Source organism: Paraplanobispora takensis (genome assembly GCF_016863195.1).
Classification (GTDB): Bacteria; Actinomycetota; Actinomycetes; order Streptosporangiales; family Streptosporangiaceae; genus Planobispora; species Planobispora takensis.
In genome coordinates, this window is the sequence record NZ_BOOK01000052.1 from 33,699 (window position 1) to 52,954 (window position 19,256).

Consider the following 19,256-nt stretch of genomic DNA (forward strand, 5'->3'; position numbering starts at 1 on the left):
CGGAGGGTCAGCCGAGCCAGACGGCGGTGTCGGAGGGCAGGTCGGCGCCGTCGAGCGGGCCGCTGGACAGCAGGACCCGCTCGTGCGGCGGCAGCCGTACGGCGTCGGCGCCGAGGTTGACCACGCAGGTCAGCCCCGACTCGCGGGTGAAGGCGAGCACCTCGGGACCGAGGTCCAGCCAGATGAGCGCGCCGTCGCCGAGCCGCTCCCGGCGGATGCGCAGTCCGGCGCGGTAGAGGTTGAGCGTCGAGCCCAGGTCCGCGGTCTGGGCCTCGACGGTGAGCTTGCGCCAGTCCTCCGGCTGCGGCAGCCACGGCTCGCCCGAGCCGAAGCCGAACGGCGGCTCCTCCCCCGACCAGGGCAGCGGCACCCGGCAGCCGTCGCGGCCCGGCACGGTGTGCCCCGAGCGGGTCCACATCGGGTCCTCGCGCAGTTCGTCGGGGATGTCGTCGACCTCGGGCAGGCCCAGCTCCTCGCCCTGGTAGACGTAGACGCTGCCGGGCAGGGCCATGGCCAGCAGCGCGGCGGCCCGAGCCCGGCGGTGGCCGAGCTCCAGGTCGGAGGGGACGCCGTCGCGGCGGTCGCCGTGGTCCCAGGAGGTGTCGGCCCTGCCGTACCGGGTCGCCACCCGCGCGACGTCGTGGTTGGACAGCACCCAGGTGGGCGGGGCGCCGAGCGGGATGTGCGTGTCGAGGGTCTGCTCGATCGAGCGGCGCAGCGCGGCGGGCTCCCAGGGGCAGGCCAGGAAGTCGAAGTTGAAGGCGGTGTGCAGCTCGTCCGGGCGCAGGTAGCGGGCGAAGCGCTCCTGGTCGGGGAACCAGACCTCGCCGACGAGGACGCGCTCGTCGTACTCGTCGGACAGCCGGCGCCAGCCCCGGTAGATCTCGTGGACCTCGTCCAGGTCGGTGTAGCCGTCGGGGTCGCCGCCGTCGAAGTCCTTGACCAGCACCGCGGCCGAGTCGATGCGGATGCCGTCCACGCCCCGGTCGAACCAGAAGCGCAGCACGTCGTGGAACTCGGCGTGCACCTCGGGGTTGGTCCAGTTGAAGTCGGGCTGCCCGGGGTCGAACAGGTGCAGGTACCACTGCCCGTCGGGCACCTGGGTCCAGGCGGGCCCGCCGAAGATGGACTTCCAGTCGCCCGGCTCGTCGCGGAACCAGAACCGCTCCCGGGCCGGCGACCCCGGCCCGGCGGCCAGCGCCTCCCGGAACCACGCGCTCGCGGTGGAGCTGTGGTTGGGCACCACATCGATGATCACCTTGATGCCCAGGCCGTGGGCCTCCCGGATGAACTCCTCCGCCTCGGCGAGCGTGCCGAAGACCGGCTCGATGTCCCGGTAGTCGGCCACGTCGTACCCGCCGTCGGCCATCGGGGAGGGGTACCACGGGTTGAGCCAGACCGCGTTCACTCCGAGGTCCGCCAGGTACGGCAGACGTGTGCGCAGGCCGGCCAGGTCCCCGATCCCGTCACCGTTTCCGTCGGCGAAGCTACGCAGGTAGACCTGGTAGATCGCGGCCCCCCGCCACCACGTTTCCGGCATGCTGAACACAACTCCTTGCTGTAGGTAAGGGCTGATCTGTAGCGATCGGCTGGAGATATCAGCCCTTGAGGCTTCCGGCGGTCAGGCCGGCCATGATGTGACGCTGGAACAGGAAGAACACGACGATGGTCGGCAGGCTCGCGATCACGAGCGAGGCGATGAGCACGTTCTGCGGCATCTGCGACGACAGGCTCGCGATGCCGATGCTCACCGACATCTTCTCGCTGTCGGTCAGCACCAGCAGCGGCCAGACGAAGTCCCGCCACACCGCGACCACGGTCAGGATGGAGACCACGCCCAGGATCGGTCGGGAGACCGGGATCACGATCGACCACAGGATGCGGACGGGGCCCGCGCCGTCGATCTCGGCGGCCTCCAGCAGCTCACGCGGGATCGAGTCGAAGAAGCGCTTGAGCAGGAAGATGTTGAACCCGTTGGCCGCCGCCGGCAGCCAGATCGCCCACGGCGTGTTGAGCAGGTCCCAGCCCAGCAGCGGCAGGTCCTTGACCGTCAGGTAGGCGGGCAGCATGATCACCATCGGCGGGATCATGAGCGTGGCCAGCATCAGCGCCAGGACCAGCTTGCCGAGGACCGGCCGGAGCTTGGACAGGGCGTAGGCGGCGGTGACGTCGATCGCCAGTGTGAACAGCCACGCCCCGCCGGCGTACAGGGCGGTGTTGCCCAGCAGCAGGCTCAGGTCCATCAGCTCCCACGCCTCGGCGTAGGCGTCGAGCGTGAACCGCGGCGGCAGGAACGTCGGCGGGATCTGCACCAGGTCCTCGGTGGTCTTCATCGCCCCGGTGACCATCCAGTACAGCGGGAAGACGAAGGCCGCGGTGAAGCTCACCACCACCGTGACCAGGACGATCCAGTAGATCACCCGGCCGTGGCGGGAGTTGAGCTGGTGCGGGGAGACGACGGTGCGGAACTCCTGCCGGATCTTCCGCGGCGTCCGCCGGGCCCTCCGCTCCGGGCGGGCGGCCGCCGAGGCGGGCGGCCCGCTCCTGCCGGGCCGCTTCGGCGACTCGGGGATGACGGTGAGGTTCGACATCAGCGCTTGTCCTCCCGCGAGACGCGCAGGTAGATGGCGGAGAAGACCATCAGAACGATCATCAGCATGACGCCGAGCGCGTTGCCGCCGTTGATGTTGCCGAAGTTGAAGGCGTACTGGTACATGAGGTAGACGACGCTGACCGTGGCGTTCTCCGGGCCGCCGCCGGTGAGCAGGAAGGGCTCGATGAAGACCTGCATGGTCGCCACGATCTGCAGCAGCAGCATGACCAGCAGGATCAGCTTGGTCTGCGGGATCGTGACGTGCCAGATCCGCTTGAAGATCCCCGCGCCGTCCAGCTCCGCGGCCTCGTACAGCTCACCGGGGATCGTCTGCAGCGCGGCGAGATAGATCAGCGTGCCGGTGCCGAGGTTCATCCAGGTGGAGACGATGACCAGGGAGATGAGCGCGGTGTCGGTGGAGTTCAGCCAGTCCAGGCCGGACAGCCCGAAGAAGCCGAGGACCTGGTTGAACAGCCCGTACTCCGGCTCGTAGAACCACTGGAACAGCAGCACGCCGACGGCCGGGGGCAGCATCACCGGCACATAGACGACGAAGCGCAGATAGGCCCGCGCGTGGCGCAGCTCGTTGAGGACGAGCGCGATGACGAACGGCACGCCGTACCCGAAGACCAGGGCGAGCACGGTGAACATCACCGTGTTCTTCCAGGCGGGGCCGAACGCCGCGTCCTGGAAGACCGTGACGAAGTTCTCCAGCCCCACCCAGATCGGCGGGTCGACGAAGTTCGTCTGCTGGAAGCTGAGCACGACCTCCCAGATCATGGGGTACCAGGAGAAGAACGCGAAGCAGATCAGTGCCCCGCAGAGGAATCCGTAGGCGGTGATGTTCCGCCGCACCTCGCGCCGCCGCTTGGTCGCGGGCCGCCCCCGTGATCCCCGCGGGCTCCGCGAGAGGCGCATGCTGGTTGCAGTCATCCGTTTTCCGATCTCGACATGATGGCCGGGGGCGGCGGTCCCGCCGCCGCCCCCGGCCCCTGCGGGGTCAGCCCTTCTTCTCCAGCAGGGCGTTGACCTTCGCCTCGGCGTCGGAGAGCAGCTTGGCGATGTCGGCGTCCTGCCTGGTCAGCACCGCGGACATCGGGGTGTCGAGGATCGCGTAGATCTCCTGGGCGTACGGCCCCGGCTCGGCCTTCGGCGCGATGCCCTTGGAGCCCTCGACCCAGAGCGCGAACTGCGCGGGGTCGACGTTGGCGTTCTCGGTGCGCAGCTTCAGGACCTCCTGGCCGGAGGGCGTGTCGGCGCCGTACAGGTCGGGGTAGGGCTGGCCGACGGTGAGGTTGGCGCCCTTGGCCCGCACGTAGTCGAGCTGGCCCTTGCCCGGGGTGAGGAACTCGTACTCGATCCACTTCAGGCCGGCCTTGATCTGCTCGGGCGTGGCCTTGGGGTTGATCATGTAGCCGGCGCCGCCGTTGAACAGCGCCTTGGCCTCGGGCAGGGAGGTGACCTGGTAGTTCTCGAACTTCGCCTGGAAGTCGTTGCGCAGCCCGATCAGCACGTCGGGGGCGCCGAGCATCATGCCCATCTTGCCGCCGGCCATGGCCTTCATCAGGGCGGGCCAGTCGATGTAGAGCTTGGACCCCATGCTGTTGTCGGTCCAGCGCATCTGCTTGAGGTTCTCCAGCACGGCCTGGCCCTCGGGGGTGTTGAAGGCGGCCTTCTTGCCGTCGGGGGTGAGCACGTCGCCGCCGCGGCCGTAGAGGGAGGCGGTGAAGTGCCAGCCGCCGACGTTGTTGCCGCTGTACTCGCCGAAGCCCACGTAGCCGGGGCCGAGGGCGGCGATCTTCTTGGCCGCGGCCTGCACGTCGGCCCAGGTCTTGGGCGGGTTGTTCGGGTCGAGCCCGGCCTTGGTGAAGACCTCGCGGTTGTAGACCAGGCCCATGCCGTACCCGTCGGTGGGCAGGCCGTAGATCTTGCCGTCCTTCTTGAAGATGTCGATGGAGGCGTTGTAGTCCTTGAAGGTCTTCAGCTCGCCGACGTAGGGGGTCAGGTCGGCGGCCTGGCCGCTCTCCATCAGGCGCCCGACGTTGGGGAAGTTCACGTAGAAGACGGTCTCCAGCTGGCCGCCGGCCAGCTTGGCCTCGAACGTGCGCGGCTCGTAGCACGGGAAGGCGTCGGTGGCCTTCTCGATCTTGATGTTCGGGTTGAGCTTCTGGAACGCGTCGAGGTCTTCCTGGAAGGTCGCGCGCTGCGCCTTGTTCGTCTTCGGCGGCATGCAGTTGACGGTGATCGACACCGGCCCGGCGGCGGCGCCTTCGGCCGTGGGCTTGGCGTTGTCCCCGGCGGGCGCCTCGTCGGTGCCGCACGCCGACGCCGTGAGGCCGAGGGCGGTCGCGAGCAGCAGTCCCGCGGTTCTGCGATAGCCGGATCTCGTCATGGAGCTGACCCTTCTGATGCGGATGGACGCCGGCGGAGTGAGACGGGCGATCCGCTCCGGCGTGGCCCTCACGATAGGCTCCACGACACATCTCTGCAATGTTTCGACAGAGAATTGCAATATAACGACTGAGTTACGTGACATGCTGGTACGGCGTGGGCCTGACACATGTCCGACAACACGAAGAGGGGGTGACACGATCACCGTGTCACCCCCTCGCGGGCGGCGGGCCCGATCAGAGCGAGGGCCCGATCAGGGCGGGAGCCCCGTCAGAGCGAGGGCCGCGCCGTGGAGGCGCGCACCACCAGCTCCGGCTCGAAGAGCAGCTCGTCGGCCGGGACCACCGCCTTGTCGATCAGCGCCGTCAGCAGGTCCACCGCCGCCCGCCCCATCGCGTCGATCGGCTGGCGCACCGTGGTCAGCGGCGGCTCGGTGCAGTTCATCAGCGCCGAGTCGTCGTAGCCGATGACCGAGACGTCGGCGGGGACCGACAGCCCCGACCGGCGGGCCGCCCGCACCGCGCCGAGCGCGAGCAGGTCGCTGGCGCACACCACGCCGGTGACCCCCTTGCGCAGCAGCCTGGCCGCCGTCGCGTGCCCCCCTTCGAGGGAGAACATCGTGTGCTCGACGAGCGCCGGATCGCCGCCCGAGGCCAGGAACGTCTCCAGCTTGCGGCGCGAGGGCATGTGGTCCCTGGGGCCGAGCACCATGCCGATGCGCTCGTGGCCCAGCGCCCTCAGGTGCCCGACCGCCATCTCCGCGGCCACCACGTCGTCGCAGGAGACCTGGGGGAAGCCCAGGTGCTCGACGGCCGCGTTGACCAGCACCGTGGGGAGTTTGCGCTCCCGCAGCAGCTCGTAGTGCTCGTGGGAGGCGTCGCCCTGGGCGTACAGGCCGCCGGCGAAGACCACGCCCGAGACCTGCTGCTGCAGGAGCAGGTCGACGTAGTCGGCCTCGGAGACCCCGCCCACGGTCCGGGTGCACAGCACCGAGGTGAAGCCCTGCTGGGCCAGCGCGCCGCCGACGACCTCCGCGAAGGCCGGGAAGATCGGGTTCTGCAGCTCGGGCAGGACCAGGCCGACCAGCCGGGCCCGGTCGCCGCGCAGCTGGGTGGGGCGCTCGTAGCCGAGCACGTCGAGGGCTGTCAGCACGGCCTCGCGGGTCGCCTCGGACACGCCGGGCTTTCCGTTGAGCACGCGGCTGACCGTCGCCTCGCTCACCCCGACCTTCTTGGCCACCTCTGCAAGTCGTCGCGTCATGCCGCAAACTATACGACAAACAGCGCAACCATTTGCACACACTTGCGCTGATCGAACGTCAACCCGTTACGCAGCACGAAACAGGTTTTCCGCCCGCTAACGGCCCTCCCGCCAGCGATGACGCAGCCTCCCCTCATGCCGCATCCCACCATACGTCTTGCGAAATTCAGTCGAAATATTGCCGATATCTGCTTGCCATCTTACGGTTCGGCCAGCTGCCCTTACCGGGAGCAGTTGAGATCACACGAGTGCCGAGTCATGTCCCCGTCGTTCTGCGAACGAGACAGAGGAACGGATGAGAACCCCCCACACAGCGCTCTCACGACTGGTCGCCATCCTGGCCGTGATCGTCCTGACCGTCACCGCCGGACCGGTCTCCCCCGCCTCCGCCGCCGGCGGACCCAACCTGGCCGCGGGCAGACCCGCCGCCGCCAGCGCCTCCAACGGCCCCTACACGCCCGGCAACGTCAACGACGGCAACCAGTCCACCTACTGGGAGGGCCCGAACAACGCCTTCCCGCAGTGGGTCCGGGTCGACCTGGGCGCCTCCACGAGCGTCGACCAGGTCGTGGTGAAGCTCCCGCCGAGCTGGGAGGCCCGCACGCAGACCTTCGCCGTGCAGGGCAGCGCCGACGGCACGTCCTACACGACGCTCGCCGGTTCGGCCGCCCACGCCTTCAGCCCCGGCTCCGGCAACACCGTCACGGTGGACTTCCCCGCCGCCCAGGCCCGTTACGTCCGGCTGAACGTGACGGCCAACACCGGCTGGCCCGCCGCGCAGGTCGCCGAGCTGGAGGCGTACGGCGCGACGGGCTCCTCGGGCAACCTCGCCCAGGGCAGGCCGATGACCGCCGGCAGTTCCACGCAGACCTACGTGGCGGCCAACGCCGGTGACGGCAACCAGTCCACCTACTGGGAGAGCGCCGGCAACGCCTTCCCGCAGTGGCTCCAGGTGGACCTGGGCTCCGCCGTACGGGTGAACCGGCTCGTGCTGAAGATCCCGGCGGGCTGGGAGGCCCGCACGCAGACCCTGGAGGTGCAGGGCAGTACCGACGGCACGTCCTTCTCCACCGTCGTCGCCTCGGCCGCGCACCGTTTCGAGCCGGCGGCCACGATCACCTTCAACGCCGTCACCACCCGCCACCTGCGGCTGCGCTTCACCGCCAACACCGCCTGGCCCGCCGCCCAGATCGCGGAGTTCGAGGTGTACGGCACCGCCGGCGGCGACACCCAGGCGCCCACCGCGCCGGGCAACCTGGCCTACACCGAACCCGCTCCCGGGCAGATCCGGCTCACCTGGACCGCCTCCACCGACGACACCGGTGTCACCGCCTATGACGTCTACGCGGGCGACGTCCTGCGCACGAGCGTGGCGGGCGGCGTCCTGACCTACACCGACACCCAGCCCGCGGGCGCCACCGTCACCTACCACGTCAAGGCCAGGGACGCCGCGGGCAACCAGTCCGCCGCCAGCGACACGGTGACCAGGAGGGGCGACACGGGTGACACCCAGGCGCCCACCGCACCGGGCAACCTGGCCTACACCGAACCCGCTCCCGGGCAGATCCGGCTCACCTGGACCGCCTCCACCGACGACGTCCGCGTCACCGGCTACGACGTCTACGCCGGCGACGTCCTGCGGGGCAGCGTCGCGGGCGACGTCCTGACCTACACCGACACCCAGCCCGCGGGCGCCACCGTCACCTACCGGGTCAGGGCGAAGGACGCGGCGGGCAACCAGTCGGCCGGCAGCAACGCCGTCACCCGCACCGGCAGCGGCGGCGGCTCGAACCTGGCCGTCGGCAAGCCGATCAGCGCCTCGTCGTACGTCCACACCTTCGTCGCGGCCAACGCCAACGACAACAGCACGGCCACCTACTGGGAGGCCGCGCCCGGCGCCTACCCGAACACGCTGACGGTGAGGCTGGGCGCGAACGCGAGCATCACCTCGGTCGTGGTCAAGCTCAACCCGGACGCCGTCTGGGGCGCCCGTACCCAGACCATCGAGGTCCTGGGCCGCGAGCAGGGCGCCTCGGCGTTCACCACGCTGAAGGCGGCGGCGCCGTACTCCTTCGACCCGGCCGGTGGGAACACGGTGACGATCCCCGTCACCGCCGACACGGCCGACGTCCAGCTCAAGATCACCTCCAACACCGGATCGAGCGGCGGGCAGGTCGCCGAGCTCCAGGTGATCGGCACCCCTGCGCCCAACCCCGACCTCATGATCACCGCGCTGACCTGGACGCCCTCCTCCCCGGTGGAGACCGACACGATCAGGCTCCAGGCCACCGTGCGCAACTCCGGCACCCGGGCCTCGGGCGCCACCGAGGTGAACTTCTACCTCGGCGGGACCAAGGTCGGCACCGCTCCGGTGGCGGCGCTGGCGACGGGCGCGTCCGCGACCGTCCCGGCGGACGTCGGCGCGCGGAATGCGGGCTCCTACCCGGTCACGGCCAAGGTGGACGAGGCCAACGCGGTCATCGAGCAGAACGACCTGAACAACGAACTCACCGCCTCCTCCCCGCTGACCGTCCGGCCGGTCGACAGCTCCGACCTCATCGCCTCGCCGGTGAGCTGGACGCCGGGCAACCCCGCCAACGGCACCGCCGTCATGTTCTCGGTGGCGATCAAGAACCAGGGCAACGCCGCCTCGGCGAGCGGCGCGCACGGCATCACGCTGACCGTGCTCAACGACGCCGGAACCGTCGTGCGCACGCTGACCGGCTCCCACAACGGCACGATCAACGCGGGCGCCACCACCGCGCCGGTGAACCTCGGCACGTGGACCGCCGCCAACGGCCGGTACACCGTCCGGACGGAACTGGCCGCCGACGCCGATGAGCTGCCGGTCAAACGGGGCAACAACGTCAGCACGGTCCCGTTGTTCGTCGGCCGGGGCGCGAACATGCCCTACGACATGTACGAGGCCGAGGACGGCTCCGTCGGCGGCGGCGCACAGGTCGTCGGCCCGAACCGGACCGTCGGCGACCTGGCGGGCGAGGCGTCCGGGCGCAAGGCGGTGACGCTGAACACCACCGGCTCCTACGTCGAGTTCACCACCAAGGCGCCGACCAACACCCTGGTCACCCGCTTCTCCATCCCGGACGCGCCGGGCGGCGGCGGGATCACCTCCACGCTCAACGTCTACGTCGACGGCGCCTTCCACAAGGCGATCAACCTGACCTCCCGGTACGCCTGGCTGTACGGCAACGAGACGAGTCCCGGCAACTCCCCCGGTTCGGGCGGGCCGCGTCACATCTACGACGAGGCCAACATGATGCTCGACACGACCGTCCCGGCCGGAAGCAGGATCAGGCTGCAGAAGGACGCGGCCAACACCACCACGTACGCGATCGACTTCGTCAACACCGAGCAGGTCGCGCCGGTCGCCAACCCCGACCCGGCCCGCTACGTCACGCCGACCGGCCTCACCCACCAGGACGTGCAGAACGCCCTGGACCGGGCCCGGATGGAGTCGGGATGGCTGGGCGTCTACCTGCCGCCCGGCGACTACCAGACCTCGAACAAGTTCCAGGTGTACGGCAAGCCGGTGAGGATCGTCGGAGCCGGGCCCTGGTACACGAGGTTCCACGCACCCGCCACGCAGGACAACACCGACGTCGGCTTCCGCGCCGAGGCCTCGGCCAACGGCTCGACGTTCGCGGGCTTCGCCTACTTCGGCAACTACACCTCCCGCATCGACGGCCCCGGCAAGGTGTTCGACTTCGCCAACGTCGCGGACATCACCATCGACGACGTCTGGGCCGAGCACATGGTCTGCCTCTACTGGGGCGCCAACACCGACCGGATGACGATCAAGAACTCGCGCATCCGGAACACCTTCGCCGACGCGATCAACATGACCAACGGCAGCACCGGCAACCTGGTCGGCAACAACGAGTCGCGGGCCAGCGGCGACGACAGCTTCGCGCTGTTCTCCGCCATCGACGCGGGCGGCGGTGACGTCAAGGGCAACGTCTACGAGAACCTGACCTCGATCCTGACCTGGCGGGCCGCCGGCGTCGCGGTCTACGGCGGGTACGACAACGTCTTCCGCAACATCCACATCGCCGACACGCTGGTGTACTCCGGCATCACGATCAGCTCGCTCGACTTCGGCTATCCGATGAACGGCTTCGGCGCCGACCCGCCCACCCGGTTCGACAACATCTCGATCGTCCGGGCCGGCGGCCACTTCTGGGGCTCCCAGACCTTCCCCGGCATCTGGGTCTTCTCCGCCTCGAAGGTGTTCCAGGGCATCCGGGTGAGCAATGTGGACATCGTCGACCCGACGTACCACGGCATCATGTTCCAGACCAACTACGTGGGAGGCCGGCCGCAGAACCCGGTCAAGGACACCGTGTTCACCAACGTCTCGATCACCGGCGCCCGCAAGAGCGGTGACGCCTACGACGCCAAGTCCGGGTTCGGGATCTGGGCCAACGAGATGCCCGAGGCCGGCCAGGGCCCGGCGGTGGGCTCGGCCGTCTTCGACAACCTGCGGATGAGCGGCAACGCCCAGGACATCAGGAACACGACGTCCACCTTCACCATCACGGTCAACGACTAGCCGGGCACGGCCTCGGGTCAGGAGCGGGTACGGCGGGCGCACCGGGTGGTGCGCCCGCCGTACCGCGAAAGACGGCAGGGGTGCCCGGCGGAGCACGTCCTGCCCACCCGTGGGGCGCGTCCGCAGCCGGTCAAGCGTTGCCCGCCCGGGCTGCGCCTCGGGCAGGCCGGGCCCCATCAGCCTGCACCGGCCACGTCGTCAGAGCCGTCGCCGCAGTTGTGCGATGCCCGGGCAGGCGTCCTGCCGGTCAGGCGGTGTCCGGTCAGGCGCCCTGCCGGTCAGGCGCTCAGGACGTTCTCCGCGAAAGCGCCTTGCATGTTTCCGCGCGGCTCGAATACGAACACGATGTACGTCTCGACGAATTCGCCGACCTGTCCCGAGACCCGTGCGATGCCGACCTTTGTGCTGGACTTCCAGACGAGCTGGGTGAAGTGGCCGGCGCCGGATGAGAACTGGGCCGCGGCGAAGTCGTAGTTCTTGACCTCGTTGTACCACTCCTGGACCGCTTTCGATCCGGGCAGCGCTTCCATGTCGCCGCCCCAGAAGATGTTCTCGCCCGTCTGCGAGCGCAGGCCGGTGTGACCGGCCTTGAGCCCTTCCTGCTCGGAGCGGGAGGACGCCCGCTCCTTGGCGTAGGTGTTGAGCTCCGGGTCCATGACCAGCGGAGGCGCGTGGTGCTTGGCCCGGTAGGCGTTGGCTTCGGCGAGTGCTTCGGCCTGGAACTCAGGTGTGGTGGTGTCGGGCAGGGCAGGGCGAGTTCCTGTCATCAGAGATCCTCTGACAGCGCTGGTGATACCTGCCGAATCATGACCGCTGCGACTTCACATCCGGCGGGGGACGGCTGTGCCGCTCACACCTCATCCTCCGCCGCCCACCGACGTTGACCAGGCCCGCTTCTGTCCAATAGCGGACAGCATGTCCTAATTCAATTAAATGGCGCAGAGAAATCATTCAGGAGAATTGACGACATTCCCATCCAGAGGTCGAGTCTGTCCGCAACACCGGAATGACAGCCGCGAAGGGTGGTGAGGTGGGCCGGGTGTCGCCCACCCGAGCTGCGCCTTACCCCGGACGGGCAGCCCACCGATCTCACCCCCTCCACCGTCGCCGCCCCAGCCCCGAAGGCGGACTCGGCCGTCGGGAGGCGCAGCCTGGGCGGGCAGCGCGTGGCCCGCCGTGGACGCGCTCCACGGGTGGGAAGGACACGCTCCGCCGGGCACTCCCCGAGCCCGTGTCCTTTTTCCTGTGGTTGGCGGCATTCCTTCCCGTTGACGGGATATCAGGTGGGACGGCACCGTGGAGAAGTGGATCACTGGCGCCACGCCGCCGGAGCACCGGGCAGGCGATCGACGAGGGAGTGCGCGTGACGACATACGGACTGCTGATCTTCGAAGGCGTCGAGGAGCTCGACTTCACCGGACCGTGGGAGGTGTTCACCGTCTCCTCGGCGCTGCGGGGCGGCGCCGACACCTCGGTCCTGATCGCCGAGCAGGACGGCCCCGTACGCTGCAACAAGGGCATGCGGGTCCTGCCCGACCACACCCTCGACGACCATCCGCCGCTGGACGTGCTCCTGGTGCCCGGCGGTACGGGGACCCGCAGGGAGGCGGGCAACCCCGCGGTGATCGAGTGGATCACCAAGACCTCCGCCGAGGTCTCGTGGGTCACCAGCGTGTGCACCGGCGCGCTCCTGCTGCACGAGGCGGGCCCGGCGCGCGGCCGCCGGGTGGCCACCCACCGCTCGTTCGAGGACGGGCTGCAGGCCCGCGGCGAGATCACCGTGGTCCGCGACGCCCGGTACGTCGTCGACGGGAACCTGGTCACCAGCCAGGGCGTGTCGGCCGGGATCGACATGGCCCTGTGGCTGATCGGCCGGCTCCACGGGCGCGACCACGCGCGTGCCGTCCGCCGCCTCATCCAGTACGACCCCGCGCCGCCCTACCTGTCCGACGAGCCGCTCCCGGACTGAGGCCCGGGGAAGGCCCCGCATCCGCGGCTCCGCCGTACGACCACGCGGAAACCCGGGAACACGGGCCTCACAGAGGACCCGAAACCATGGGACCCGAAACCATGGGACCCGGGAACACGGACCTCGGAAACGCCGGACCCCGAAACCATGGGACCCGGGAACGCGACCCTCACGAGCCGCCCGAAGGAGCCGTGGAGTCGCGCACCACCAGCCTGCACGGCATCGCGTGCACACCGGGCGTCGCTCTGCCGTCGATCGCCGCGAACAGGTGCTGGGCCGCGGTGTGGCCCAGGCGTTCCAGGTTGGGATCGACGCTGGTCAGCGCCGGGCGGGTCTCGACCGACAGCACCTCCCAGTTGTCGTAGCCGACCACCGCCACGTCCCCCGGTACGCGCCGGCCGCGCTCCCTGGCCGTCTCCACGAACCCCGCGGCGATCTGGTCGCTGCCGCAGAACACCGCGTCCACCTCGGGCTCCGCCGTCAGCAGCAGTTCCGCCGCGTGCCGCCCCCAGCGCTGCGACCACGCGCCGTAGAGCGTCTCGCCCGCCTGCGCGAGACCGGCCTCGGCCAGCGCCAGGCGCGCCCCCTCGGCCCTGTCGGTGGCCGCCTTGTAGTCCATCGGGCCGGTGACGTGGGCGATCCGGCGCCTGCCCATGGCCAGCAGGTGCCGTACGGCCAGCATCGCCCCGCCCACGTCGTCGGGGACGAACGACACGTCGTCGGGGTCGCCGGAGGGACCGTAGGCGTAGACGACCGGGACGGGCACGTTGCGGCTGATGGAGGGCCTCGGGTTCGTGCTCTCCCCGACCACGATGAGGCCGTCGACCCGGCGTGACAGCAGCGTGCGGAGGTGGTGGATCTCCCTGATCGCGTCGCCGCGGGCGTCGCAGAGCAGCACCGCCATCTCCCCCGCGCCGAAGGCGTCCTCCGCGCCGAGCAGGACCGGGATGCCGAACCTGCCGACGCTGTCGCTGGTGAGCAGCCCGACGGTGCGGGTCTGCCCGGACAGCAGGCCCTTGGCCAGGGCGTTGGGCCGGAAGGAGAGCCGCTCCGCCGCCTCGATCACCCGCTGGCGCGTCTCGGCCCGCACCCGGTCGCGCCCGTTGAGCGCCTTGGAGGCGGTGGCGATCGACACCCCCGCCAGCGCGGCCACGTCGCTGATGGTCACCGGTCGTGATCGCCTGTCGGTCATGGAGCGAAACCCTTTTCTCTCAGTCGCACCCAGCCGAACAGCGCCGGGAAGCCGCCGCCTGGACCTTAACCACCCTTCTCACCGGCGCGCAAGCGGGCCGGGAACATGGGGCATTGACACGCCCCCCGGTTTCTCTTACGTTTCCGAAAACCTTTTATTTCTGTTTCGCGCGTCACGGGGGGATGCCGGGAGGAGAGGTCATGAAGCCACGCTGGCGCATCCGTCTCGCACTGCTCGCGATGTTAACGCTAACAACTGCCTCCGCCTGCGGCGGAGCCGAGGAGCAAGCCGCTCCCGGCGCCACCGGGGGCGTCACGATCACGATGTGGACCCGCGCCGCGACCCAGGCGCAGAGCGAGCGGCTCGTCGCCGCCTACAACAAGGGTCACAAGAACCAGGTGAAACTGACCGTCATCCCGACCGACAACTACCAGCCGCGCATCGCCGCCGCGGCCGGGGCCGGGCAGCTGCCGGACGTCTTCGCCGCCGATGTGATCTTCGTGCCGAACTACACCTCGCAGGGCCTGTTCCTGGACATCACCGACCGGGTGGGCGCTCTGCCGTTCAAGGACGAGCTGGCCCCCTCGCACATGAAGCTCGGCACGCTCGACGGCAGGACGTACACGGTGCCGCACACCCTGGACCTGTCGGTCTGGTTCTGGAACAAGGACCTGTACGAGAAGGCGGGGCTGGACCCGGAGAAGGGCCCGGCCACCCTGAAGGAGTTCGCCGAGCAGGCGAGGGCCGTCGACCGGAAGCTCGGCAAGGACGGCAAGGTCCACGGCACCTTCTTCGGCGGCAACTGCGGCGGCTGCTACGTCTTCACCTTCTGGCCCTCGGTCTGGGCCGCGGGCGGGCAGGTGATGGACGCCGAGGGCACCACCTCCTTCAACGACAGGCCCCCGATGACCGACGTCTTCGAGGTCTACCGGGACCTGTACGCCGACGGCGTCACCGGGCCCACCGCCAAGGAGGAGCAGGGGCCGACCTGGACCGGTTTCTTCCCCAGGGGCGAGATCGGGGTCATGCCCATGCCCTCGACCACGCTCGGCACGATGCCCGAGGACATGAAGATCGGCGTCGCGCCGATCGCGGGCCCGGACGGCGGTGAGTCCACCTTCGTCGGCGGCGACTCGGTCGGCGTCTCCGCCACCTCCAAGAACGCGGACGCGGCCTGGGAGTTCCTGGCGTGGACGGTCTCCGACGAGGCGCAGGTGGAGGTCATGGCCAAGAACAAGGACGTGGTCGCGCGCACCGACCTGGCCGACAACAAGTACTCCGCCGAGGACCCGCGCGTGGTGCTGATCAACTCACTGGTCGCCAAGGGGCAGACGCCGTACGCGCTGCGCTTCGGCCAGACCTACAACGACCCCCAGGGGCCGTGGCTGCGCCTGGCCCGCGAGGCGGTGTTCGGGGACCCGGCCAAGGTGCCCCAGCTCAACACCGAGGTCACCAAGTCACTCCAGCAGTGACCGGCAGCCGACCCGGTCCCCGATCCGGCAGCCGGCCCGGGAGCCGGCCTTCGAGGAGAAGCACATGAGTGTGACGCTCGCCCGGCCGCGGTCCGGGCCCGCGCACCGGCCAGGACCGCCGCCCGCGCCGTGGTGGCGCGGGCGGCGGGCCCAGGGCTGGTGGTACGCCATGCCCACCGCGCTGATCGTGTCCGTCCTGTTCGTCGCGCCGCTGGCGCTGGTGGTCTGGATGTCGCTGCACCGCTGGCCGCTGCTGGGCCCGGCCCGGTTCAACGCGCCGGACAACTACATCAAGATCGCCGACAACCCGCTGTTCCTGGACGCGGTGACGTTCACCCTCAAGTACACGGTCCTGACCACGATCCTGCTGTCCGGGCTCGCGCTCGGCCTGGCCCTGCTCGTGCAGGAGCGCAGGCCGGGCGTGGGCTTCTTCCGCACCGCGTTCTTCCTGCCGGGGGCGGTCGGCTTCGCCGCGGCGGCGCTGCTGTTCTACGGCATGCTGAACAACGACTTCGGCCCGATCGACCCGATCCTGCAGACCCTGGGGATCACCGACGAGCCGGTCAAGTGGATCGGCACCCCCGACATGGCGCTGTTCTCCACCATCGGGCTGGTGCTGTGGCGCTTCGCCGGGTTCAACATGCTCATCCTGCTGACCGGGCTGCAGGCGATCCCGGCGGAGGTCTACGAGGCGGCCAGGACCGACGGCGCGAGCCGCCTGCAGATCTTCACCAGGATCACCCTGCCGCTGCTGCGGCCCACGATCGCGTTGATGCTCATCCTCAGCGTCACCGGCTCGCTGCTGGCCTTCGACCAGTTCTTCGTCTTCACCAACGGCGGCCCGGACAACAGCACGGTCTCGATGGTGATGGTGGTCTACCGGGACGCCTTCTTCCGCTTCGACCTGGGCGGCGCCGCCGCGCTGTCGGTCGTGCTGCTCGTCGCGCTGGTCCTGCTCAACGTCCTGCAGATGCGGGTGCTCCGGGGGAGGGGGAGATGAGGTACTACACCACGGTCTCCGCGCTGGCCGTGCTCTTTCTGTTCCCGCTGCTGTGGAGCGGGTGGGCGTCGCTGGAGGATCCCGGCAGCTATCTGGAGATGGCCCGCTACGGCGAGGGCGTCGGCGTCTACGCCGCCAACAGCGTGCTGGTCTCGGCGATGACCGTCACGGGGACGCTCGTCGTCTCCTCGCTCGGCGGCTACGCCTTCGCCCGCTTCGACTTCCCGGGCAAGAACCTGCTGTTCCTGGTCACGCTGGCCATCCTGATGGTGCCGTACGCGACCATCCTCATCCCGCTCTACGTGCTGCTCGGCGTCATCGGCCTGCAGAACTCCCTGGTCGGGCTGGCGCTGGTGTTCGTCATGTTCCAGCTGCCGTTCGCGCTGTTCATGATGCGCAACGCCTTCGAGGCCGTCCCCCGCGAGCTGGAGGAGGCCGCCCTGGTCGACGGCTGCGGCACGTTCAGGGCCTTTCGCCGCATCCTGCTGCGCGCCGTACGGCCCGCTCTGATCACCGTCGGCCTGTTCGCCTTCCTCGCCTCGTGGAACGACTTCTTCGCCCCGCTGATCCTGCTCAACGACGGCGCGAACTTCACCCTGCCGGTGGCGGTGGTCAGCATGACCCAGCAGACCTTCGGCGCCATCCACTACGGCATGTTGCAGGCGGGTGTCATGACCATGGCCGTCCCCTGCCTGATCCTCTTCCTCGTCCTGCAGCGCCACTACGTGCGCGGATTCATGTCTGGAGCCCTGCGTGGTTAGTCCCGTCCTGCCCTCCTGCGGCGTGCTGTCCCCCCTGGGCCTGCAGGCCGTACGGCTCTCGCCGGGTTTCTGGGGCGACCGCGTCCGGCTCGGCCGCGAGGTCGTCATCGCCCACTGCCGGGACTGGATGGAACGGGAGGGCTGGATCGGCAACTTCCGCTCCCCCGGCGGTCCGCACCGCGGCAGGGAGTTCAGCGACTCGGAGATCTACAAGCTGCTGGAGGCCATGGCCTGGGCCGGCGATCCCGGCCTGCCCGAGCTGGCGGGGACGGTGGCCGCCGCGCAGGAGCCCGACGGCTACCTCAACACGCGCTGGGGCGGCGCCCGCTACACCGACCTGGAGTGGGGCCACGAGCTCTACTGCTACGGCCACCTCATCCAGGCGGGCGTGGCCCGACTGCGGGCGCACGGGGAGGACGAGCTGACCGGGGTCGTGCGCCGGGCGGCCGACCACGTCTGCGACCGCTTCATGGACACCGCCCAGACCTGCGGCCACCCGGTGGTGGAGATGGCGCTGGTCGAGCTGTACCGGGCCACCGGCGCCGAGCGCTACCTGGAGATGGCCCGCCGCTTCGTCGAGCGCCGGGGCCTGCCCGCGCTCGGCGAGATCCCCTTCGGCCGCGGCTACTTCCAGGACGACGTGCCGGTACGGCAGGCTCGGGTGCTGCGCGGGCACGCCGTACGGGCGCTCTACCTGGCCTGCGGCGCGGTGGACGTGGCCGTGGAGACGGGCGACGCGGAGCTGCTGAAGGCCGTGGAGGCGCAGTGGGAGCGCGCGGTCGCCCGGCGCACCCACCTGACCGGCGGCATGGGCTCGCGCCACACCGACGAGTCGTTCGGCGAGGACTTCGAGCTGCCACCGGACCGGGCCTACGCCGAGACCTGCGCGGGCGTGGCCTCGGTCATGCTCTGCCACCGGCTGCTGCTGGCCACCGGCGACGCGCGCTACGCCGACCTGGCCGAGCGGACCATGTTCAACGTCCTGGCGGCCGCCCCCGCACTGGACGGCCGCTCGTTCTTCTACTCCAACCCGCTGCAGGTCCGGGTCCCCGCCGAACCGCCCGCGGGGATCAACCCGGCGGCCGAGGGCGGGCTGCGCTCGCCGTGGTTCGAGGTCTCGTGCTGCCCCAACAACATCGCCCGCACGTTCGCCTCGCTGCCCGCCTACGTCGCGACCGGTGACGCGTCGGGGGTGCAGATCCACCACCACGCCTCGGGGGAGATCCGCAACGGCGGCCTGGTGCTGCGGGTGGAGACCGGTTATCCCTGGTCTGGCGGGGTGACCGTGCACGTGGTCGAGGGCGGTCCCGGCCGGGTGTCGCTGCGGGTCCCGCCGTGGGCGCGCGGCGCGGTGCTGTCGTACGGCGGTCCCCGCCAGGACGCGTCCGGGCGGGGACCCGACGGACGGGGCGTCGCCGGGGAGCCGTCCGGGCGGCTCTCCCGGGGGGACGACTCCGGATGGGTGAGCCGGGAGGCGGCGCCCGGGTACGCGGTGGCCGACGGGGACTGGCGGCCGGGCGACGTGATCCGGCTCGACCTGCCGGTGCGGCCCCGGTGGACCGGGCCCGGCCGCGGGATCGACGCGCTGCGCGGCTGCGCCGCCGTGGAGCGCGGCCCGATCGTCTACTGCGCCGAGTCACCGGGGGACGAGCCGCCGCTCGCCGAGGTGGACGTCCTGCCCGGTCCTCTCACCGAGCGGGAGGCCGAGGGGGTCGTCGAGCTGGAGACGGAGGCCCTGCTCCACTCCCCCGGCCAGACCGCCTGGCCGTACACCACCCTGCCCGGCCAAGCGCCGCCCGCCGGATCCGGGCCCTCCGGGGCGGACCCGGATCCGGCAGGCCCGGATCCGGCGGGCACGGACCCGGTGAACGCGGAACCGGCCGGCGCCGGGGCGACGGGTCCGGACGACGGGCGGAAGATCACCCTGCGGCTGGTGCCGTACCACCGCTGGGGCAACCGCGGCCCCGCGACGATGCGCGTCTGGCTGCCCATGGCGGAGTGACCCCCCTGTGACATCGTCCGGCACGGGCTCCGCGCCCCTCCGGCGG

General features: G+C 70.2%; 13 protein-coding genes. 6 read left to right on the plus strand and 7 right to left on the minus strand.

The window, feature by feature from the left end; translation table 11 throughout:
• Positions 1-7 precede the first annotated feature (7 nt).
• The 5 genes from Pta02_RS32625 to Pta02_RS32645 all read right to left on the minus strand — a co-directional run bounded on the left by Pta02_RS32625 (position 8) and on the right by Pta02_RS32645 (position 6,244).
• On the minus strand, positions 8-1,540 hold the full coding sequence (locus Pta02_RS32625; RefSeq protein ID WP_203878843.1) for a glycoside hydrolase family 13 protein: 1,533 nt from the start codon (positions 1,538-1,540) through the stop codon (positions 8-10).
• Positions 1,541-1,598: 58 nt separating this feature from the next.
• Complete coding sequence (locus tag Pta02_RS32630) at positions 1,599-2,591, minus strand: carbohydrate ABC transporter permease (RefSeq protein WP_203878844.1); 993 nt, start codon at positions 2,589-2,591, stop codon at positions 1,599-1,601.
• Positions 2,591-3,526 (minus strand): carbohydrate ABC transporter permease, encoded by a 936-nt coding sequence (locus Pta02_RS32635; RefSeq protein WP_239131411.1) that lies wholly within the window; start codon positions 3,524-3,526, stop codon positions 2,591-2,593. Before Pta02_RS32635 ends, Pta02_RS32630 begins: the two co-directional genes overlap by 1 nt.
• 67 nt (positions 3,527-3,593) lie before the next feature.
• Positions 3,594-4,985 carry an extracellular solute-binding protein gene (locus Pta02_RS32640; RefSeq protein ID WP_203878845.1) on the minus strand — a complete coding sequence of 464 codons (1,392 nt, stop codon included), beginning with the start codon at positions 4,983-4,985 and terminating at the stop codon, positions 3,594-3,596.
• A gap of 269 nt (positions 4,986-5,254) precedes the next feature.
• Complete coding sequence (locus Pta02_RS32645; protein WP_203878846.1) at positions 5,255-6,244, minus strand: LacI family DNA-binding transcriptional regulator; 990 nt, start codon at positions 6,242-6,244, stop codon at positions 5,255-5,257.
• A gap of 295 nt (positions 6,245-6,539) precedes the next feature.
• Here Pta02_RS32645 and Pta02_RS32650 point away from each other — a divergent pair, with 295 nt between their 5' ends.
• Complete coding sequence (locus Pta02_RS32650) at positions 6,540-10,814, plus strand: discoidin domain-containing protein (protein WP_203878847.1); 4,275 nt, start codon at positions 6,540-6,542, stop codon at positions 10,812-10,814.
• Positions 10,815-11,092: 278 nt separating this feature from the next.
• Here Pta02_RS32650 and Pta02_RS32655 read toward each other — a convergent pair whose 3' ends face one another.
• Positions 11,093-11,581, minus strand: a complete 489-nt coding sequence (locus Pta02_RS32655) for a CAP family protein (RefSeq protein WP_203878848.1) — start codon at positions 11,579-11,581, stop codon at positions 11,093-11,095.
• A 596-nt stretch (positions 11,582-12,177) separates the two neighbouring features.
• Here Pta02_RS32655 and Pta02_RS32660 point away from each other — a divergent pair.
• A complete protein-coding gene (locus Pta02_RS32660) occupies positions 12,178-12,783 on the plus strand; it encodes a DJ-1/PfpI family protein (RefSeq protein ID WP_203878849.1) in 606 nt (201 codons plus the stop codon).
• Positions 12,784-12,952: 169 nt separating this feature from the next.
• Here Pta02_RS32660 and Pta02_RS32665 read toward each other — a convergent pair whose 3' ends face one another.
• Complete coding sequence (locus Pta02_RS32665) at positions 12,953-13,975, minus strand: LacI family DNA-binding transcriptional regulator (protein ID WP_203878850.1); 1,023 nt, start codon at positions 13,973-13,975, stop codon at positions 12,953-12,955.
• A 200-nt stretch (positions 13,976-14,175) separates the two neighbouring features.
• On the opposite strand from Pta02_RS32665, the gene Pta02_RS32670 reads away from it, so the two are divergent.
• From Pta02_RS32670 to Pta02_RS32685, 4 genes are all read left to right on the plus strand, one after another.
• A complete protein-coding gene (locus Pta02_RS32670; RefSeq protein WP_203878851.1) occupies positions 14,176-15,447 on the plus strand; it encodes an ABC transporter substrate-binding protein in 1,272 nt (423 codons plus the stop codon).
• A 64-nt stretch (positions 15,448-15,511) separates the two neighbouring features.
• Positions 15,512-16,447 carry a carbohydrate ABC transporter permease gene (locus Pta02_RS32675; protein ID WP_203878852.1) on the plus strand — a complete coding sequence of 312 codons (936 nt, stop codon included), beginning with the start codon at positions 15,512-15,514 and terminating at the stop codon, positions 16,445-16,447.
• Positions 16,444-17,208: a carbohydrate ABC transporter permease gene (locus tag Pta02_RS32680; protein ID WP_203878853.1), complete on the plus strand. Its 765-nt coding sequence runs from the start codon at positions 16,444-16,446 to the stop codon at positions 17,206-17,208. The genes Pta02_RS32675 and Pta02_RS32680 overlap by 4 nt, the downstream gene beginning before the upstream one ends.
• Positions 17,201-19,210: a glycoside hydrolase family 127 protein gene (locus Pta02_RS32685; RefSeq protein ID WP_203878854.1), complete on the plus strand. Its 2,010-nt coding sequence runs from the start codon at positions 17,201-17,203 to the stop codon at positions 19,208-19,210. Before Pta02_RS32680 ends, Pta02_RS32685 begins: the two co-directional genes overlap by 8 nt.
• Positions 19,211-19,256 lie beyond the last annotated feature (46 nt).

Bases quoted from the DNA above. Each gene is read 5' to 3' on its own strand.
- Pta02_RS32625 (WP_203878843.1), bottom strand. From the start codon at position 1,540: ATGCCGGAAACGTGGTGGCGGGGGGCCGCGATCTACCAGGTCTACCTG.
- Pta02_RS32630 (WP_203878844.1), bottom strand. From the start codon at position 2,591: ATGTCGAACCTCACCGTCATCCCCGAGTCGCCGAAGCGGCCCGGCAGG.
- Pta02_RS32635 (WP_239131411.1), bottom strand. From the start codon at position 3,526: ATGACTGCAACCAGCATGCGCCTCTCGCGGAGCCCGCGGGGATCACGG.
- Pta02_RS32640 (WP_203878845.1), bottom strand. From the start codon at position 4,985: ATGACGAGATCCGGCTATCGCAGAACCGCGGGACTGCTGCTCGCGACC.
- Pta02_RS32645 (WP_203878846.1), bottom strand. From the start codon at position 6,244: ATGACGCGACGACTTGCAGAGGTGGCCAAGAAGGTCGGGGTGAGCGAG.
- Pta02_RS32650 (WP_203878847.1), top strand. From the start codon at position 6,540: ATGAGAACCCCCCACACAGCGCTCTCACGACTGGTCGCCATCCTGGCC.
- Pta02_RS32655 (WP_203878848.1), bottom strand. From the start codon at position 11,581: ATGACAGGAACTCGCCCTGCCCTGCCCGACACCACCACACCTGAGTTC.
- Pta02_RS32665 (WP_203878850.1), bottom strand. From the start codon at position 13,975: ATGACCGACAGGCGATCACGACCGGTGACCATCAGCGACGTGGCCGCG.
- Pta02_RS32670 (WP_203878851.1), top strand. From the start codon at position 14,176: ATGAAGCCACGCTGGCGCATCCGTCTCGCACTGCTCGCGATGTTAACG.
- Pta02_RS32675 (WP_203878852.1), top strand. From the start codon at position 15,512: ATGAGTGTGACGCTCGCCCGGCCGCGGTCCGGGCCCGCGCACCGGCCA.
- Pta02_RS32680 (WP_203878853.1), top strand. From the start codon at position 16,444: ATGAGGTACTACACCACGGTCTCCGCGCTGGCCGTGCTCTTTCTGTTC.